Here is a 16945-nt window from a genome sequence, read left to right as displayed (position 1 = left end):
ACAGAACTTACGCGCTCATCATCCGGGCACGTCGGACGCGTAGGCGACAGTTTCCGGCGGTGACGGCTCGATCCGGGCCGACGCGAGGGTCGCCCGCAGCTCCTCGGCCGCCACCCGCTCACTGGCCTGCTCGGTGGCGTATGCCAGCAGCACCGCTTCCTCGGCCGCCTCGCTCGCCTCGTCGCACCGGTCGCTCGCGGCCAGCACCCGGGCGTGCACCATCGCCGACAGCACACCGCTGCGCACGTCCTCGGACTGCACGTCGCGAGCCCGCTCGATCCAGTTCGCCGCGGACTCCACCCGGCCGTCGGCGAGCAGCGCCGACGCATAGGCGGTGAGCGCGTGCCGCCGGGAGAAGAGCAACGACGGCGCGGTGTCGCTGGCGATCGGCGCGAGCAGCCCGATCGCCGTCTTCGCGTCACCCGAGCGGTTGCGCGCCTCGGCCAGCAGCACCCGCGGGCCGGCCTGGGCCGGGGCGAGCGGATTGTGCGGCTCGACCGCGGCGATCACCCGGCGGGCGTCCTCCTCGGCCAGGCCCAGGTCGCCGCGGTGCAGCGAGACGAAGCCGCGCAGCGTGCCGGCCATCCCGAGCAGCAGCGGGTGACCGGTCCGGTCGGCGTAGCCCACGGCGTCGGTGAGCAGGTCGAAAGCGTGGTCGAACTCGCCCAGCCCACGGGCGATGGCGCCCCGGACCACGAGCGCGAGCCCGCGGCCCCAGTCGTCGCCAACCGCGTTGAAGTCGCGGAACGCCCGCCGGGCCTCGCCGTCCGCCTCCCCCAGTTCGCCGAGCTCGCTCGACGCGTACGCCTCGACCGCGCGCAGCGTGCCGACCGCCCAGGCCTCACCGACCCGGTCGCCGAAGGGCAGGAAGACCCGCGCCAGCCGGCGCGATTCCTGCAGCCGGCCGGCCAACAGCCGGGCGAACGCCGTGGTGCCGCGCAGCCAGGACCGGCCGACCGGGTCGCCGAGCTCGGCGAAGAGTCGCGCCGCCCGGCCGAGAACCGCGTCGGTGCCGGCGAAGTCGCCCCGGGTGGTGGTCACCCAGGCCAGATTTTGCAGCGCCCAGGCCTGGCCGTGCCGGTCGCCGGCGGCCAGCGTCACCTGGTAGGCCGCCGCGAACCGGCTGCTCGCCTGGCTGAGCCGGCCGGCCAGGAAGTCGGCCATGCCGAGCCGGCGCATCGCGTTGGCGCGTTCCGGCAGCAGCTCGGCCTCGGTGGCCACGTCGAGCGCTTCCTGCCAGGCGGTCACGGCCAGCGCGCCGTCGCCCAGCGCCTCGTGCGCCCGGCCCACCACCAGCAGCGCCTCGGCTCGGCAGACCGGTTCCTCGGCCGAGTGTTCGGCGATCTTCGCGCCGTGCGCGAGGGCCTCCTCGGCGCGACCCAGGCGCAGCAGCGCGCGGGCGTGCACCAATTGGTCGGGCAGCGGCAGCGGCTCCTTGGCCAGCACGGCGGCGCGTTCCGCGTATTCGATCGAGGCGGCCGGCTCGATGTTGGCCAGGGCTCGCCGGGCCAGCCGGCCGAGCGCCGCGACGCCGATCGGGGCCACGTCGCGCACCGACGCCTCCGGCCGCAGCCGCACCTGGTCGGCCAGCTCGACCGCGCACTCGACATGGGTGGCGACGAACGCGTCCCGTTCGTTTTCGGTCAGGCTCAGCCGGCTCGCGCCGTCGTAACCGAGCCGGCTGATCGTCTCGGGCGCCGCCCAGGTCGCCAGGTAGGCGTGCCGGTCGGCGAGGTCGGCCTTGCCGATGCCGGCGTAGGCCGCCTCCCGCATCAGCGGGGTGGTGAACGCGTAACCGCCGCGCGCCCGGTGCAGCATGCGGCGCTGCAGCAGCTCGTCGATGGAGCGCTCGAGCTCGACCGCGGCCACCGCACCGGGGCGCGCGTCGCTGGCCGCCCGCCGCTCGCGCAGCGCCTCGATCACCCCGGTCGGCACGGTGTCGCCGACCACGGCGGCGTCGCGCAGCACCGCGCGTGGCTCGGCCGGCAGCGCGTCGATCCGCGCCGCGAGCACCGCGGCCAGGTCGCGGGAGAGCAGCTGGCTGCCGAGCGAACCGGCGGCGAGCTGCCATTTGCCGGCCGCGTTGGCGCCGATCGCCGGGGTGAGCGCGCCCCGCTCCATCAGCAGCGTGACCATCTCGGCCAGATAGAACGGGTTGCCCTGGGCGGTGGCCAGCAATCGGTCGTTGTCCGGCTGCGGCAGCTTGCCGCCGTTGAGATAGGAGGTGAGCAGCCGGGACGCGTCGGCGCCGCGCAGCGGGGGCAGCGAGTGCACCTCGGCGTCGGCGAGCCGGGTCAGCGCGCCGGCCGTGCGCACCAGCTCGGGCCGGCCCAGCAGCAGCACCACGACCGGGCCCTCGAGCAGCGACAGGGTGCGGCCGAGGGCGTCGACCGTCGACGCGGTCGCGTCGTGCAGGTCGTCCACGATGACCACCAGCGGCGTCTCCGCGGCCAGGGCGGTGAGCAGTTCGGCGACGGCCAGCGACATGGCTTCGGCGTCGAGCCGCCGCGCGGTGGGGTGCCAGTCGGCGGGGGCGGCCGGGCCGACCGGATTGGCCGGGGCCTCGCCGTAGCCGAGCAGCGCCAGCAGCCGGTCGATGTCGATCTTGGCGGGCGAGCCGTCGCGGCTCAGCCGGTTGGCGAGCTTGCGCAACCGCTCCTCGACGACCACCCGGCCGACCGTGGAGACCACATCTTTCGGCAGTCCGACGGACTTGCGGACCAGGTCGGCCAGGGGCGCGAAACGGCGCCGCTCGCCGAACGCGCGGCAGCGCACCCGAAGCACCCGGGCGCCGGTGTGCGCCGCGTAGCGCCCGCCGGCGCTGATGTCGTAGCCCGCCGCGAGCCGTTTGACCTCGCCCGCGAAGCGGGACTTGCCGATGCCGGCCTCGGCGGTCATCACCATGACGCGCGCCGTGTTCGAGTCGATCGCCTCGGCGAGCCGGCCGGCGACCCGGCCCAGCTCGGATTCCCGGCCCACGAACGGCGCCTCGTCGCCGAGACCGGATCGGGTGCCGGGCGCGTCGTGCAGGCCGAGCAGCTCGAACGCCGGGACCGGCTCACGCTTGCCCTTGAGCCGCAGCGGGCGTAACTGCCGCCAGGAGGCGACGTGCCGGGTGCCACCGCTGGTGCGCTGGCCCGCATAGACGGCGCCGACCGCGGCCGCGTCGGCGAACCGAGCGGCGGTATTGACCGTGTCGCCGATGACCGTGTACTCGATGCCGGCCTGGATGCCGGCCACCACCTCGCCGGTGTTGACCCCGATGCGCAGGCCGAGCGGGGCGCCACCGCCGCGCTCGTCGTCCAGCACCCGGCGGACCGCGCGCTGCATGCTCAACGCCGCCCGCACCGCCCGCTCGGCGTCGTCCTCGTGGGCCACCGGCGCGCCGAAGACCGCCATGATCCCGTCGCCGGTCAGCTTGTCGACATGTCCGCCGAACGTCTTCACCGCTCCGGCGAGCGCGGCCAGCACCCGGTCGGTCACGGCGCCGACGCGTTCCGGGTCGAGGTCTTCGGACCAGGAGGTGAAATCGGACAGGTCACCGAAGAGCACGGTCACGATGCGCCGCTCGGTGGCGGGCAGGGTGGCCGCGGCCGGCAGAGCGGCGCCGCAGTTGTGGCAGAAGCGCGCGCCGGGCACGGCGACGGTTCCACACACCTGGCAAGTCACAGCCGATCCAACCCGTTCGCCCTTGTTCCTGATTCCCGATTTTTGTGACCGAGATAATCCAGTTGAGCTTTGGCCGAGAAGATCGCCGCAAATCGGATGGCGGGATCGATGTCCGGGTATACGAGATCGACCACCTGCTCCGGGGTCTCGGCGCCCGCGGACATCGCCGCTTCCACCTGCGCGAGACGCTCGCGGCGATGGGCCAGATAACCCCGCGCGAGAACAGCGACGTCGTCCTGCGCCGGGCCATGACCCGGCAACATCAGGACATTTTCGTACGCCGTGAGCACCTCGAGACTCGTCAGGTAGGAGCCGAGATCGCCGTCCGGGGCGGCCACCACCGTCGACCCACGGCCCAGAATCGTGTCTCCGGTGAACATTGCGGACGTATTCCCGTGTTCGACGAGAAAACACACCGAATCCGCCGTATGTCCGGGTGTGCCAACGATCTGGATCTTGAGGCCGTCGTCGTCACCGACGCCATCGAACGGTTCACCGTGCTCGGCGTCGGCCGCCAGCACCGGCGTGCCACCGAGCAGCCGGGACAGCCGGGCCGCACCCTCCACGTGGTCGTGGTGACCGTGCGTGATGAGGATGGAGCGAAACGGGCCGTGCTCGGCTATCCGGGTCAGGTGCGACTCATCCAGCGGACCGGGGTCGATCACCACGCCCAGGCCCTCGCCCGAAGCGCGCAACACCCAGGTGTTGGTGCCATCCAGAGTCATCGGTCCCGGGTTCGGCGCGCGCAGCAGCGTCACCCAGCCCGGCAGTCCGTCGAGCGCAGCACCCCCCATGCGCGAAATCGTACGTCGCGCATGGGGGATAAGCCGAGGACCGGATGTGCGATCTCAGCGGCCGCTCAGGTAACGCAGAGCAACCTTTTTACTGAACTTCGGCGATGACCTCGACCTCGACCGGGGCGCCCAGCGGCAGCTCGGCCACGCCGACCGCGCTGCGCGCGTGCGTGCCCTGCTCACCGAGGACATCCCCGAAGAGGTTCGACGCGCCGTTGATCACGGCCGGCTGACCGGTGAAGCCCGGCGCCGATGCCACGAACCCGGTCACTTTGACGATCTTCACGAGCTGACCGAGGCCGACCAGCGCCTCGATCGCGGCCAGCGCGTTCAGCGCGCAGATCCGGGCCAGATCGGCGCCCTGCTCCGCGGTCACCTCGGCGCCCACCTTGCCGGTCGCCGCGAGCTTGCCCTCCACCATCGGGAGCTGCCCGGAGACGTACACATGGTTGCCCGACTGCACGGCCGGGAGGTAGGCCGCCACCGGCGGCACCACCTGCGGCAGCGTGAGACCGAGTTCGGCCAACCGGCCGTACGCGTCCACGCCGCCCTCACCACTGATAGGTGTCGTCACGATTTCGGCCGCTTCATGTACGCGACCAACTGCTCCGGGTTCGGCCCGGGCACCACCTGAACCAGCTCCCAGCCGTCCTCGCCCCAGTTGTCGAGGATCTGCTTGGTCGCGTGGACCAACAGGGGCACGGTCACGTACTCCCACTTCTGCATCGCCTGGATACTCCCTAATCGTCGGGTACCGCGTCAGCTTAGGACCCGCGGGAGGGTCTGCTTAGTTAGGCTGAGACACACCAAGCGAGATCACGGAGGGCGACATGACGCACCCGTACGGCGGCCATCCGGGTCACCCGGAGCCTTCGCCGGTGCCGTCGCCAGATCCGGAGCCGCCGCAGCCCATCCCGCCGGCCGAGCCGGTCCCGGCGCCGGAGCCACCGCACACGTGGCCACGGCACCCGGCCGGCGATTACCTCAGCGCGCCGTCCGAACCGTTCCTGCCTCCGGCCGGCTGGTCGGACGAGGTGCCCACCGACACGATGCCGGCCGTCGCGGCGGAATACACCCAAGTGATACCTCCGGCCGAGCCGTGGCATGCGCAGCACGAGGCTCCGGGCGAGTGGCAGACCCAGCCGCCCGACCATCTGGCGTGGCCCCAATCGGCGCCGCCGGCCGCGGAGCCGATCTGGTCGGGCACCCAGCAGGCCCCGGCGGCACCGGCCGCGCCCGCGGGCAAGAGCCGGCGCGGGGCGGTCTGGGTGTCGCTCGCGCTCGCCGCCACCCTGCTGCTCTGCGCGGGCGGCGCCGTCTCGGCCTATTTCCTGCTCCGGGACGCCGACAATCCGGGCTCGGCCGACCCGGCGACCGCGGTCAACCGCTTCCTCACCGCGGTCTACACCCAGCAGGACGCGACCGCCGCCGACAACCTGGTCTGCCGGGAGGCCCGCGACAAGACGAAGCTCGCCGACCGGGTGGCCGAGATCAAAAGCTATTCGGACGGCTACCAGGACCCGGTCTACCGGTGGGAGGAGCCGGCCGTGTCCAACTCCGGGGAGAACCGCGCGTTGGTGTCCGTGCAGCTCACGCTCTCCACCGCCGACGAAAAGACCGCCAAGCAGGACCTCGAGTTCACAGTGATCCGCAAGACCGGCTGGCTGGTCTGCGAAGTGGCCGGCTGATCGGCCGCCGTAACGTGGGGGGCATGGGCGAGCGCGTCAACAGCAGATGGCCGGAACGGCTGCACGTCGTCACCGGCAAGGGCGGCACCGGCAAGACCACGGTGGCTGCCGCGCTCGCGCTGGGCCTGGCCGCGAGCGGCCGCCGCACCCTGCTCGTCGAGGTGGAGAGCCGGCAGGGCATCGCCCAGCTCTTCGAGGTGGAACCGCTCCCTTACAAGGAGCTGCGGATCGCGCAGGTGCCCGGCGGCGGCGAGGTGCGTGCGCTCGCCGTCGACCCGGAGGAAGCGCTCCTGGAATACCTCGACATGTTCTACCACCTGGGCGCGGCCGGGCGGGCGCTGCGCAAGGTCGGCGCCATCGACTTCGCCACCACGATCGCCCCCGGCCTGCGGGACGTGCTGCTGACCGGCAAGGTCAAGGAGGCGACCACCCGTTCGCAGGACGGCAAGCGGATCTACGACGCCGTCGTGCTGGACGCCCCACCCACCGGCCGGATCGGCCGGTTCCTCAACGTCACCGCCGAGACGGCGAAGCTGGCGAAGATGGGCCCGATCAAGACGCAGAGTGATGGTGTCTCGTCGCTGTTGCGCTCGCCGATCACCGCGGTGCACGTGGTCACCCTGCTCGAGGAGATGCCGGTGCAGGAGACCCTCGACGCGATGGCCGAGCTGAAGGCGCTGAACATCTCGCTCGGCCGGATAATCGTCAACAACGCCCGCCCGGCGCTGCTGACCGGGGGCAAGGTGACCAAGGCCGAACTCAAGCGAGGGCTGGCCGAGGCCGGCCTGGCCACCGACGCGACGACGGTGAACGGCCTGGCCGCGGAGGCCAAGGCCTACCTGGCCCGGCGTGATCTGGAGGAGACGTTGCGCGGCGAGCTCGCCGAGGCAGGCCACCCGATCGTCGAGCTGCCCCTGCTGCCCGGTGGCGTGGACCGGGCCGCCCTCGACGAACTCGCCGCGTTGCTGATGAAGGCCTAGCGGGCCTGATAGACGAAGTGTTCGTCGGAATCCTTGACGAACAGCCGCCAGCACTCGATCGGCCCGGAGACGTCCGGCGCCACCTCGATCCAGAAGTCGTCCACCGCCTCCAGGGTGATCTTTCCGCCCCGGCCCAGCTCGGCCCGCATGATGTCGAAGTCGTGCGCGGCGAACCGCGCCGTCACCTGCTCGGCGAACCGGTCGTAGTTGGTGCGGTAGCTGTCGAACGCCTCCGCCCGGTCACCGGCGCCGCTCAGTGGGTACCGCATGTCACCGGAGGCCATCAGAAGCCGGTCGCCGACCCCGATCCGGAGCGGGCACTGCGCGTGCAGACGCACCTCTTCGTCGCCGCGCAGCAGGCCGACGATCGCGATGTTGAGGGTCCGGCGGACCTCCACCAGCCGCGCCCCCTCGAGGGCGCGGACGGCGGAGGCCAGCTCGGATTGGTCCTGCCTGGTGCTACCCATCATTCGTCACAGAACAATTTGAGGCCCTCTTTGAGAATGTCGTTGTAGTCGCCGCCCTGCTTGGTGATGGCATCGTGCCACCTGCGCTTGTCGGCCTCGGTCAGATCCTTGCCGACCATGCGGGCCCGCCGCTTGATCGCGGCCCAGGCCGCGTCCGCCTGCTCCTGCTGAGCCTCCCGGCTGTGCGAGGTGCGGTAACCGTCGTCATCGTCGTCGCCGGAGTCCCAATCCAGGTTCTCCCAGTCGGGATTCCAGCCGGCGGTGGCGCCGCCCGAGGAGTGCATGGCGCCGAGGGCGTAGCCGCCGGCCGCGCCGAGGATGGCGGTGCCGCCCAGTGCCACCGCGTCGGTGATGACGATGCCGCCGCCGACCACCAGGGCCGCCGCGCCGCACGGCTCGAGGACGATGCAGCCGGTGACCGCCGCCGCGGCCCCCAGCACCATCAGGCCGGTGCCGAGCGGCGAACGTCGCGCCGATGGTGCCGGTCGAGGTCAGCAGCGCCATCGTGGAGCCGACCTGGTCGTGCACGTAGAACGCCGTACCGGATGCGTTGATCTGCTCGATCGGGGTGCCGTCCGGCCCGTACAGGTAGCTGGCGGTGCCGTCGCTGAGCAGGTTCGGCGTCGCGTTGCCGTCCCAGACGAAGGTCGTGGTGACTCCGCCGACCGTCTTGCTCGTCCGCAGCCCGTCGCCGTCGTACTTATAGGTGGCGCCGGCGGCCGAGACGAGCCGGGACGCCTGGTCGTACGCGTACGTCTTCGATCCGGCGGTGAGCCGGTTGCCGAGGTCGTCGTAGGTGTACGCGGTCGCGCCGGACGGCACCGTGCCGCAGGCCGGGCTGGTGACCGTACCGCTCGCTTGCGACCAGCAGAGCCGGCCGGGTCGAACGCCTGGGTCGCCGTGCCCACCGTGGTCGGGTTGTCGGCCGCGTCGTAGGCGAACGCGGTCGAGCCGAGCCCGGCCAGTTCCTCACGCGGGTGAGCCGGCCGGTGGTCGCGTCGAACGTGGGATCACCAGGGCATCGGCAATTCAAGCTTGTAGATGCATATGAAAACAGGTGGCCACCTGGGTGACCTGATCTACAGGGCCGTAGCGGTTTCGCCTCAGTACGCTCGAAGGGTGCCCCTGAAGCTTGCCGCCCCTCGCCTCGACGTCGATGGCCTCCTCGCCGATCCGGCCACCCGGATCATCGTGTGCTGCGGGGCCGGCGGCGTCGGTAAGACCACGACCGCGGCCGCGCTCGGTGTGCGCGCCGCCGAGGTGCACGGCCGGCGCACGGTGGTGCTGACCATCGACCCGGCCCGCCGGCTCGCCCAATCGATGGGCCTCAGCGAGCTGGACAACACCCCCCGCCAGGTGAAGGGCATCGACACCGAGAACGGCGGCGAGCTGCACGCGATGATGCTCGACATGAAGCGGACGTTCGACGAGGTGGTGCAGCAGCACACCACGCCGCAGCGGGCCGCCGAGATCTTCGCGAATCCGTTCTACCAGGCGATGAGCTCGACGTTCGCGGGCACGCAGGAATACATGGCGATGGAGAAACTGGGCCAGCTGCGGGCCACCGACGAGTGGGACCTGATCGTGGTCGACACTCCGCCGTCGCGGTCGGCGCTCGACTTCCTCGATGCCCCGGCCCGGCTGTCCCGCTTCCTGGACGGGCGGATGCTGCGCCTACTTCTGGCCCCCGCGCGCTCCGGCAAGAGCATGTTCAGCCTGGTCACGGCGTCGTTCGGGATCTTCTCCCGCGCCGTACAAAAAATCTTGGGTGCTCAGCTTTTGACTGATCTGTCGGGTTTCGTGGCGGCGCTGGATTCGATGTTCGGCGGATTCCGGCACCGCGCCGACGAGACCTACCGCATCCTGCAGGACCGGGAGACCTCGTTCCTGCTCGTCGCGGCCCCGGAACGGGATGCGGTCCGGGAGGCGGCCTATTTCGCGGAGCGACTGGTGGCCGAGCGGATGCCGCTCGCCGGGCTGGTCCTCAACCGGATGCACGACTCGACGATCGATGACCTCTCGGCGGAGCGCAGCGAAGAGGCGGCGGAGGCCCTGACGGACGCCGGCGATCAGGCCATGACGGCCGATGCGCTGCGGATTCACGCCGCGCTGATGCGGCAGGCAACCAGAGAGGTACGCGTGGCCGAGACGTTCACCGGGAGCTTCCCCGCGGTTCCGGCCGTCTCGATCACTGCGCAGCCCGCCGACGTTCATGACGTCGACGGGCTACGGACGATCGGCGCCTTGCTCGTGAGCTGAGCTCAGCGGGTCGGGACCAGCACCTTGTCGGCGCTCTTCTCCTTCAGCGCGGCCTCGAACATCTTCCGCCAGCTCGCCACGTGCGGGTGACGGCGGAGCAGGGCTCGCCGCTCCCGTTCCGTCATCCCGCCCCAGACGCCGAACTCGATCCGGTTGTCCAGGGCATCGGCGAGGCACTCATAGCGGACCGGGCAGCTGCGGCAGATCCTTTTCGCCACGTTCTGCTCAGCGCCCTGCACGAACAGCGCGTCAGGGTCGCCACTCTGACACGCCGCCATGCTTGGCCAGTCGCTGATCATCCCCATCTGTACACGTCCCCCCTTGCGTTCACCCCCAGACGCCCGCGCTCTTATGTCCCCCAAGCAGTGCAGACGTCCTGCGATAGCTCGCCGCACCATCATGCTCTGTAGTCGGGCGATTACGCAACGTTGTCCGTCAAATACGCATAGCTCGGGCCTACCGGGCAAAGGCCACCCAGTTTCTTGGCCAAACTCCGCCCCGCATCAATGCTGACCGGGGAGAATGATTCTGGGCAAAGCGCGCCCTTCTCGTGGCGTGACCGCGGGTCGCCTTCGCGTACCCTGCTCAGGTGACCTCCTGGATTCGCAGACGCGATCACAACATCTTCGCCAACGCGACGTCGTTGCTGATCTGCGGTTTACTCGCCGGCGTCGTCGTCGCGGCCGCCGCCTTCCCGGCCGCCGCCATGTCGGGACTGGCCGCCAAGGCCGGCGGGAAGACGTTCGCGGACCTGCCCAGTGAGCTCAAGACCTTCAGCTCCCCACAGATCACCCGCATCTACGCGTCCGACAACAAGACGCAGATCGCGCAGTTCTACGACGAGTTCCGCAGCGACGTCGCGCTGAAAGACATGTCGAAATACATGGCGGCGGCGATCGTGGCCGCCGAGGACCGGGAGTTCTACCACCACAACGGCGTCGACCTGAAGGGCGTCGCCCGCGCCGTGGTCAGCAACAACAACGGCAAGTCCGGCAAGCAGGGCGCCTCGACGATCACCATGCAGTGGGTGCGCATGTCGCTGGCCTACTCGGCGACCAACCCGCAGGAAGTCGTCGACGCCACCAAAGACACCCCGAAACGCAAGATCACCGAGATGAAGTACGCGATTCAGGTGGAGAAGGAGCTCGGCAAGGACGCGATCCTGGAGCGCTACCTGAACATCGCGCCGTTCGGCAACCAGGCGTACGGCGTCTTCGCGGCCAGTCAGATCTACTTCAACAAGAAGCCGAAGGATCTGACCATCGGCCAGGCGGCGATGCTGGCCGGCATCGTCAAGGCGCCGACCAGCTTCAACCCGACCAGCCAGGAGGGCTACGACCAGATCCTCCAGCGCCGCAACAACTACGTCATCCCCGGCATGGTCGAGATGGGCGCCATCACCCAGGCCGAGGCGGACAAGGCGGTCAAGGAAACCCTGCCGCGCCAGGTCAAGCCGATCGGCAACGGCTGCGTTTCGGTGGCCAAGAACGCCTGGGGCTTCTTCTGCGACTACTTCTACCGCTGGTGGATGGGGCGCGAGGAGTTCGGCGAGACGGCGTACGACCGGGAGCGTCGCCTCAAGAGCGGCGGTTACCGCATCACCACGACGATGGACATCAAGGCGCAGGACGCCGCTCGCAAGAACATCAACGACAAGATCTCGGACAAGGACAAGAACGCTCTGCTGATCGCCGCGGTCGAGCCCGGCGACGGCAAGGTCCGGGCGCTGGCCGCCAACCGGCGCTACAAGCTGGACGACCCGGCCCACCCGCAGAACAAGATCTCGTCCGACCCGAAGAAGGCCAAGAAGGGCATCCTCGGCACCTACCCGAACACGACGAACCCGCTGCTCAGCGGCGGCGGCGACATCACCGGCTACCAGGCCGGCTCGGTGTTCAAGATGTTCACGATGGTGGCCGCCCTGGAAAAGGGCTATCCGCTCGGGTACACGATCAATGCTCCGGTTCGCTACAAATCGGGCTACATCATCAATTCGAGCAACCCGTCCGCCTGCGCCGGAACGCACTTCTGGTGTCCGGGCAACGCGGGCGAGGGTGAAGCCGGCGTCTACAACATGTGGACCGGCTTCGGTAACTCGGTGAACACGTTCTTCGTGCCGCTGGAGGAACGGGCCGGCGCGGAAAATGTGGTGGCCGTGGCCAAGCGGTTCGGCGTGCAGTTCCGCGTCTCCTATCCCGACGCGACGTTCGCGAACGACCCGGTGTCGGCCAACCAGTGGGGCGCCTTCACCCTGGGCGTTTCGGCGTCGACCCCGCTCGACATGGCGAACGCGTACGCGACGCTGGCCGGCGACGGCATGTACTGCGAGCCCACCCCGATCGAGCAGATCGCCACCCAGGACAACGAGAAGCTCGACGTCGGCAAATCCCACTGCATCCGGGCGACCAGCGCCGACGTGGCCCGCGCCGCGCTCGACGCGGCCCGCTGCCCGGTCGGCGACTCGGCCCAGCTCGGCCAATGCCACGGCACCACGGCCGGCCAGACGCACGGCGTAGTGAAGCACCCGGTGTTCGGCAAGACCGGCACCACCGACAGTGACAAGACCGCCGCGCTGATCGCCGGCACCACGTCGCTGGTGGTGGCCGGTTACCTGGTCAACCCCGATTACCAGGACCATTCCGACCGCATGTCGCACGGCATTGTGAACCCGGCGGTCTGGAACACCCTGGGCGACTTCATGGACGGCAAGCCGAAGGTCCAGTTCAAGACGCCGGACAACAAGAAGATCGCGGTCGGCGACCAGCGCTCGATCCCGGACGTCACCTGCGACTCGATCGACAGCGCCCGCAGCCGCCTGGAAGGCGCCGGCTTCGACGTCAGCGTCGGCGGCGAGACCGACTCGTCCTGCCCGGCCGGCACCGCGGCCGGCACCGACCCGAGCGGCCGCACCATCAAGGGCGGCGTCGTGGTGATCCAGAAGAGCAACGGCAAGGACAACAAGCCCGACCCGCCGACGGCACCGGGCCAGCCCACCGTCGGGCCGACCAGACCAAGGCGTTAGGCCGCGCCCCTTATTTCATCGCGTCCCGGATGGCTTCGATCCCGGCCGGGACCGCGCACCAGGCGGCCACGGCCGGTGACGGGGCGAGCCGGGGCGCCACGTCCGCGCACATCCGCACCAGGGCGGCCCGGGTGTTGTCCAGCCAGCTCCGCGCGACCACGACCGCCTTCCGATCGCCGCCGCCGGTGCGGACCAGCCCGTACTCGGGCGACTCCCCGGATCCTCGCGGCGATACGGCAAAATCCAGGTGTGAAGCTCTTTCTGGCCGACGGCAAGACTCAGACACTGGTAAGTCGTCGCCCACCGACCGTCTCGGGCCCCAGCGACAACCTGGAGTTCGGCTCGGTGGTGATAGTCCGGCTGAGGCAGCGCTCCGACGAGGTCGGCATCCCCGCGACCGCGAACTGGCGCCTCCTGGGCCGTTCGGCCGCCGACTACCGCGTGCTGACGGTCCCCGAGGACCGCGACGACCTGCGCCGGGCGATCGACGCCACGATCCTGACCCTCGACCGCTGGCCCGCCTTGCGCCGGCACCTCAACCTGGACGACCCCAGCCCGACGATCGCCACCACCATCTGGGAGTTGACCGGCACGTTGCTGGAACGCGAGCGGGTCGGGGACACCTGGTCCGAGCTGGCCCAGATCCTCGAGGAGATCCCGCCGGACACCCCGATCCACGCCGAGACCGCCGACCGGGTGAACAGGGCACAAGCCTTATTCGAACGGCTGACCGCGGACACTACGTCGCGGATAGCCCACCTGACCAAGCTGGCCGACGAGACCGAGGCCTTCATCCAACGCCAGGACTCGTTGGCCCGGGCCCGAGAAGCCTTGCGAGATGCCGACTACCTCTTCGAGGCAACAGAGCTGACACCGCCGGCCGACAACGCCAGAGACCTGGCCGACCACACCACCGCCGTCCTGACGGCTTACAACGAACTGACCCGCTGACCGGCGCTCCGGAAACAGCAGAGGCCGTTTCCAATGAAGGAAACGGCCTCTAACCTGGTCGGGGTAGCCGGATTTGAACCGACGGCCTCTTCGTCCCGAACGAAGCGCGCTACCAAGCTGCGCCATACCCCGAGCTGCCAGGAAATACTATCCGACGCCTACGCGATCGGCGAAATCGGTATCCCCCATGCAGCAAAACCGCAGGTCAGCGCGGTATCAACGTCAGCACCGAGGCTTCCGGGCGGCAGGCGAAGCGGATCGGGGCGGTGGGGTGGGTCCCCAGGCCGGCTGAGACGTGCAGCCAGACGTCGGAGCCGGGCCAGCGGTGCAGGCCCTTGGCCATTGCGTGGGGCAGGTCGCAGTTGGTGGTCAGGGCGCCGTAGAACGGGACGCACACCTGGCCGCCGTGGGTGTGGCCGGCCAGCAGCAGGGAGAAGCCGTCCGCTGCCATGGCGTCGAGCACCCGGGTGGCGGGCGTGTGGGTGACGCCGATGTGCAGGTCGGCGCCGCCGGAGATCGGGCCGGACACCGAGGCGTAGTCGTCGCGGTCCACGTGTGGGTCGTCGACGCCGACGAGCTCGATGGAGCGGCCGCCCGCCTTCACCACGGTGCGGGCGTTGTTCAGGTCGGCCCAGCCGCCGTCGGCCAGGGCGCCGCGCAACTCCTCGGTCGGCAGCTCCACACCCTGCACGTACTCCCGTGAACCGGGCAAAACGTACCGCAAAGGGTTGCCCCACACCGGGCCGCGATAGTCGTTCGAGCCGAAGACGAACGCGCCGGGCAGCGACAGGAACGGGTCCAGCGCCCGCAGCACGCCGGGGACGGCCGCCGGGTCCGACAGGTTGTCGCCGGTCACCACGACCAGGTCGGGGTCGGTGCCGATCAGGGCGGCGACCCACGCCTGCTTCCGCGCCTGCGACGGCATCATGTGCAGGTCGGAAATGTGCAGGATGCGCAGCGGTTCGGCGTCCGGTTCGAGCACGGGGACATCGAAACGGCGCAGCGTGAACATGTTCCGCTCGATGAGCGAGGAATAGGCGAACGTGGCGGCGCCGGCCGCGGCGACGCCGGCGGCCAGGCCGATAAAGGGACGCTTACGCATGACGGCAAGAGTAGTTTCTCCGTCCATGGGAACGCTGAAAGACCGCCTGAACGATGACCTGCACACCGCGATGAAAGCGCGCGACGACCTGAGCACCGGGACGCTCCGGATGGCGCTGGCCGCGGTCCGCAACGCCGAGGTGGCCGGGCGCGAGGCGCGTGCGCTCTCCGACGACGAGGTGCTGGCGGTGCTGGCCAAGGAGTCGAAGAAGCGGCGTGAGGCGGCGACGGCTTTCGCCGACGCCGGGCGGTCCGAGCAGGCGGCCAAGGAGCTGTCCGAGGGCGAGGTCATCGACCGCTACCTGCCGAAACAGCTCAGCGCCGAGGAGATCTCCGAGACGGTGGCGGAGGCGCTCGCGGCCGGCGGTTTCACCGGCAAGGCCCAGATGGGCCCGGCCATGAAGGCCGCTCAGGCGGCCATCGCCGGGCGTGCGGAAGGTGGGCGCGTGGCGGCTGAGGTGCGCAAACAGCTGGGCGTTTAAGGAGTACGCGCGTGCGCCGTCGCCAACCGCAACAGCGGTGCGCGACGGCTCCCGCGCGAAAAGCAGGCCGCACCCTAAAGTTCGGCCATCAGCAACCGATGTGCTCCCTCAGGACTACTCCGGGAGAGCACATGAACTGCGTCAACTGCGGCTCGGCCCTGTCCCGGCCGACCCCGTACTGCGGCACGTGCGGCCAGCCGACGCTTTCTTCCCCGAGCGCCCCGCCACCGGACTGGCCCCCGGTCCCGGCCGGCTGGGACCCGCTCACGAACATCGAGCGCTCTCCGCGCAACCCGCACGGCGAGCCGTCCGTGGTGCCGATCTCCCCGGCGATCCCCTATGCGGCCCCGGCATCTGCCCAGACCACCCCGGCCTGGGACTACGCCGGCTCGGCCCCGGCCCAGTCACCGTTCGGGACCCCGCGCCCCTACGACCCGTCCGGCGGCCTCCCGTTCGGCACCGCCCCGCACTCCCCGGCGCCGATCGGGTACCTGGTGGACACCGATCCCGGCCCACCGCCGGCACCGGCCGACCTCGCCCTCCCGACGCCACCTCCGCCCGAGATGACGTTGCTCGAGCGTGCCCCGGCCTATCCCCCGGACAGTTGGGTCCCGTTCGGCGATGCGCCGGTCTCCCCACCACCCAGCGGCCTGGTGCCGGACATAACCCCGATCTCACCGCCACCCAGCGGCCTGGTGCTCGACATAGCGACGATCTCCCCGCCGGCCGACGAACTGCTGGTGGATCCGTTTGCCGATCAGCAGACGATGGAGTTTCCCGCCATCGTCGTGGCCGTCGGCGTGGCCGCTCCCGTCGTCCCGATGCCGCCGCCGGACATGGACGACACGCAGGAGTTCCCCGCTGTGGTGGTCGCCGACCCCGAGCCGGTGGTCGCCGCCGGCCCGGAACCGCTGCAACCGGTGAACCACGAGGTCGTCGGCGTCTTCAGCGTCCTGTCGTTCGTGCTGGCCGCGGTCGCGGTGCTCTTCTTCCCGGCCGGTGCGGCCGCGGTCGTCTTCGGCTTCCTGGCCACCCGCCGCGGCGAGAACCTCGGCCCGGTCGGCGTCAACGTCGCCGCGGGCTGCACCGTGCTGGGCATCGTGCTCCACCTGGTGTCGTAAGGGCCGGAAAAACGAAGGACCCGGGGCCGGCTTCACGCCGTACACCCCGGGTCTTGGGTTTAAGAAGAAACTAGAGCGCGAGTTGGGGTCGGACCGGGACCGACGTCACGGCCGGCCCGACCGTCCGGCCGGGCAGCTGCTGTTGCGGCACCGCGTACGGCCCGAGCATCGTCTCGACCGCGGGGGCGATGGCCGGCCGGCCGTTGAGCTGGATCAACCGGGCGGCGCGGGCGAGGGAGCCGGTCTCGCCGTCGCGGAAGCCTTCCCGGTAACCCTTCTCGTAGCGTTCGCCGCGGCCGAGGGCCCGGCCGAGGGCGAAGCAGGAGGAACCGGCCAGTGCGATGAGGAAGAACAAAGCGAAGGGTGTCACGGAAATGTTCCTTCCGAGTGATTAGCACCAATTAGGCGAAA

Annotated in this window: 17 protein-coding genes and 1 tRNA gene; 7 read left to right on the top strand and 11 right to left on the bottom strand. The window is 70.2% G+C overall.

All coding sequences use genetic code 11. The annotated features are described in order from the left end of the window. Positions 1-18 precede the first annotated feature (18 nt). The 4 genes from AB0E90_RS17265 to AB0E90_RS17250 form a co-directional block, all read right to left on the bottom strand. Complete coding sequence (locus AB0E90_RS17265) at positions 19-3669, bottom strand: adenylate/guanylate cyclase domain-containing protein (protein ID WP_360405732.1); 3651 nt, start codon at positions 3667-3669, stop codon at positions 19-21. Further along, on the bottom strand, positions 3666-4463 hold the full coding sequence (locus AB0E90_RS17260; protein WP_360405729.1) for an MBL fold metallo-hydrolase: 798 nt from the start codon (positions 4461-4463) through the stop codon (positions 3666-3668). The genes AB0E90_RS17265 and AB0E90_RS17260 overlap by 4 nt, the downstream gene beginning before the upstream one ends. Before the next feature lie 88 nt (positions 4464-4551). After that, entirely contained in the window at positions 4552-5037 is a 486-nt protein-coding gene (locus tag AB0E90_RS17255; protein WP_360405726.1) for a RidA family protein, read from the bottom strand. Further along, entirely contained in the window at positions 5034-5189 is a 156-nt protein-coding gene (locus AB0E90_RS17250; RefSeq protein WP_185038204.1) for a DUF4177 domain-containing protein, read from the bottom strand. The genes AB0E90_RS17255 and AB0E90_RS17250 overlap by 4 nt, the downstream gene beginning before the upstream one ends. A gap of 104 nt (positions 5190-5293) precedes the next feature. On the opposite strand from AB0E90_RS17250, the gene AB0E90_RS17245 reads away from it, so the two are divergent. After that, positions 5294-6151 (top strand): hypothetical protein, encoded by an 858-nt coding sequence (locus AB0E90_RS17245; protein ID WP_360405723.1) that lies wholly within the window; start codon positions 5294-5296, stop codon positions 6149-6151. A gap of 23 nt (positions 6152-6174) precedes the next feature. Then, positions 6175-7131, top strand: a complete 957-nt coding sequence (locus tag AB0E90_RS17240) for an ArsA-related P-loop ATPase (RefSeq protein ID WP_360405720.1) — start codon at positions 6175-6177, stop codon at positions 7129-7131. Here the strand turns inward: AB0E90_RS17240 and AB0E90_RS17235 are convergent. Together AB0E90_RS17235 and AB0E90_RS17230 are read right to left on the bottom strand one after the other, a co-directional pair. After that, positions 7128-7601: a hypothetical protein gene (locus AB0E90_RS17235; RefSeq protein WP_360405717.1), complete on the bottom strand. Its 474-nt coding sequence runs from the start codon at positions 7599-7601 to the stop codon at positions 7128-7130. The genes AB0E90_RS17240 and AB0E90_RS17235 overlap by 4 nt on opposite strands. Then, positions 7598-8041: a hypothetical protein gene (locus tag AB0E90_RS17230; protein WP_360405714.1), complete on the bottom strand. Its 444-nt coding sequence runs from the start codon at positions 8039-8041 to the stop codon at positions 7598-7600. Before AB0E90_RS17230 ends, AB0E90_RS17235 begins: the two co-directional genes overlap by 4 nt. A gap of 676 nt (positions 8042-8717) precedes the next feature. On the opposite strand from AB0E90_RS17230, the gene AB0E90_RS17225 reads away from it, so the two are divergent. After that, complete coding sequence (locus tag AB0E90_RS17225; RefSeq protein ID WP_360405711.1) at positions 8718-9857, top strand: ArsA family ATPase; 1140 nt, start codon at positions 8718-8720, stop codon at positions 9855-9857. Between the two features lie 2 nt (positions 9858-9859). Here the strand turns inward: AB0E90_RS17225 and AB0E90_RS17220 are convergent, their stop codons facing one another. Next, on the bottom strand, positions 9860-10162 hold the full coding sequence (locus tag AB0E90_RS17220) for a WhiB family transcriptional regulator (protein WP_203814849.1): 303 nt from the start codon (positions 10160-10162) through the stop codon (positions 9860-9862). A 284-nt stretch (positions 10163-10446) separates the two neighbouring features. Between AB0E90_RS17220 and AB0E90_RS17215 the strand changes: the two genes are divergently transcribed. Next, the gene (locus AB0E90_RS17215) at positions 10447-12879 is read left to right on the top strand and encodes a transglycosylase domain-containing protein (RefSeq protein WP_360405708.1); all 2433 of its coding nucleotides are present in this window, start codon (positions 10447-10449) and stop codon (positions 12877-12879) included. Positions 12880-12889: 10 nt separating this feature from the next. On the opposite strand, the gene AB0E90_RS17210 is transcribed toward AB0E90_RS17215, so the two are convergent. After that, positions 12890-13039, bottom strand: a complete 150-nt coding sequence (locus AB0E90_RS17210) for a hypothetical protein (protein ID WP_360405705.1) — start codon at positions 13037-13039, stop codon at positions 12890-12892. An 89-nt stretch (positions 13040-13128) separates the two neighbouring features. On the opposite strand from AB0E90_RS17210, the gene AB0E90_RS17205 reads away from it, so the two are divergent. Then, positions 13129-13830, top strand: a complete 702-nt coding sequence (locus tag AB0E90_RS17205) for a hypothetical protein (protein WP_360405702.1) — start codon at positions 13129-13131, stop codon at positions 13828-13830. Positions 13831-13885: 55 nt separating this feature from the next. On the opposite strand, the gene AB0E90_RS17200 is transcribed toward AB0E90_RS17205, so the two are convergent. Together AB0E90_RS17200 and AB0E90_RS17195 are read right to left on the bottom strand one after the other, a co-directional pair. After that, positions 13886-13962: transfer RNA gene (locus AB0E90_RS17200), tRNA-Pro, on the bottom strand. 73 nt (positions 13963-14035) lie between these two features. Then, positions 14036-14932: a metallophosphoesterase gene (locus AB0E90_RS17195; protein WP_360405699.1), complete on the bottom strand. Its 897-nt coding sequence runs from the start codon at positions 14930-14932 to the stop codon at positions 14036-14038. Between the two features lie 25 nt (positions 14933-14957). On the opposite strand from AB0E90_RS17195, the gene AB0E90_RS17190 reads away from it, so the two are divergent. Further along, a complete protein-coding gene (locus AB0E90_RS17190; RefSeq protein WP_360405696.1) occupies positions 14958-15413 on the top strand; it encodes a GatB/YqeY domain-containing protein in 456 nt (151 codons plus the stop codon). Between the two features lie 131 nt (positions 15414-15544). Beyond that, positions 15545-16534, top strand: coding sequence for a hypothetical protein (locus AB0E90_RS17185; RefSeq protein WP_360405693.1), 990 nt, complete (start codon positions 15545-15547; stop codon positions 16532-16534). A gap of 70 nt (positions 16535-16604) precedes the next feature. Here the strand turns inward: AB0E90_RS17185 and AB0E90_RS17180 are convergent, their stop codons facing one another. Next, positions 16605-16904, bottom strand: coding sequence for a hypothetical protein (locus AB0E90_RS17180; RefSeq protein ID WP_360405690.1), 300 nt, complete (start codon positions 16902-16904; stop codon positions 16605-16607). Positions 16905-16945 lie beyond the last annotated feature (41 nt).

It is taken from the genome of Actinoplanes sp. NPDC026619 (assembly GCF_040638295.1).
Lineage (GTDB): Bacteria > Actinomycetota > Actinomycetes > Mycobacteriales > Micromonosporaceae > Actinoplanes.
Note: the sequence above shows the minus strand (reverse complement) of the source record. Positions and strands in the feature narration are given on the sequence as shown.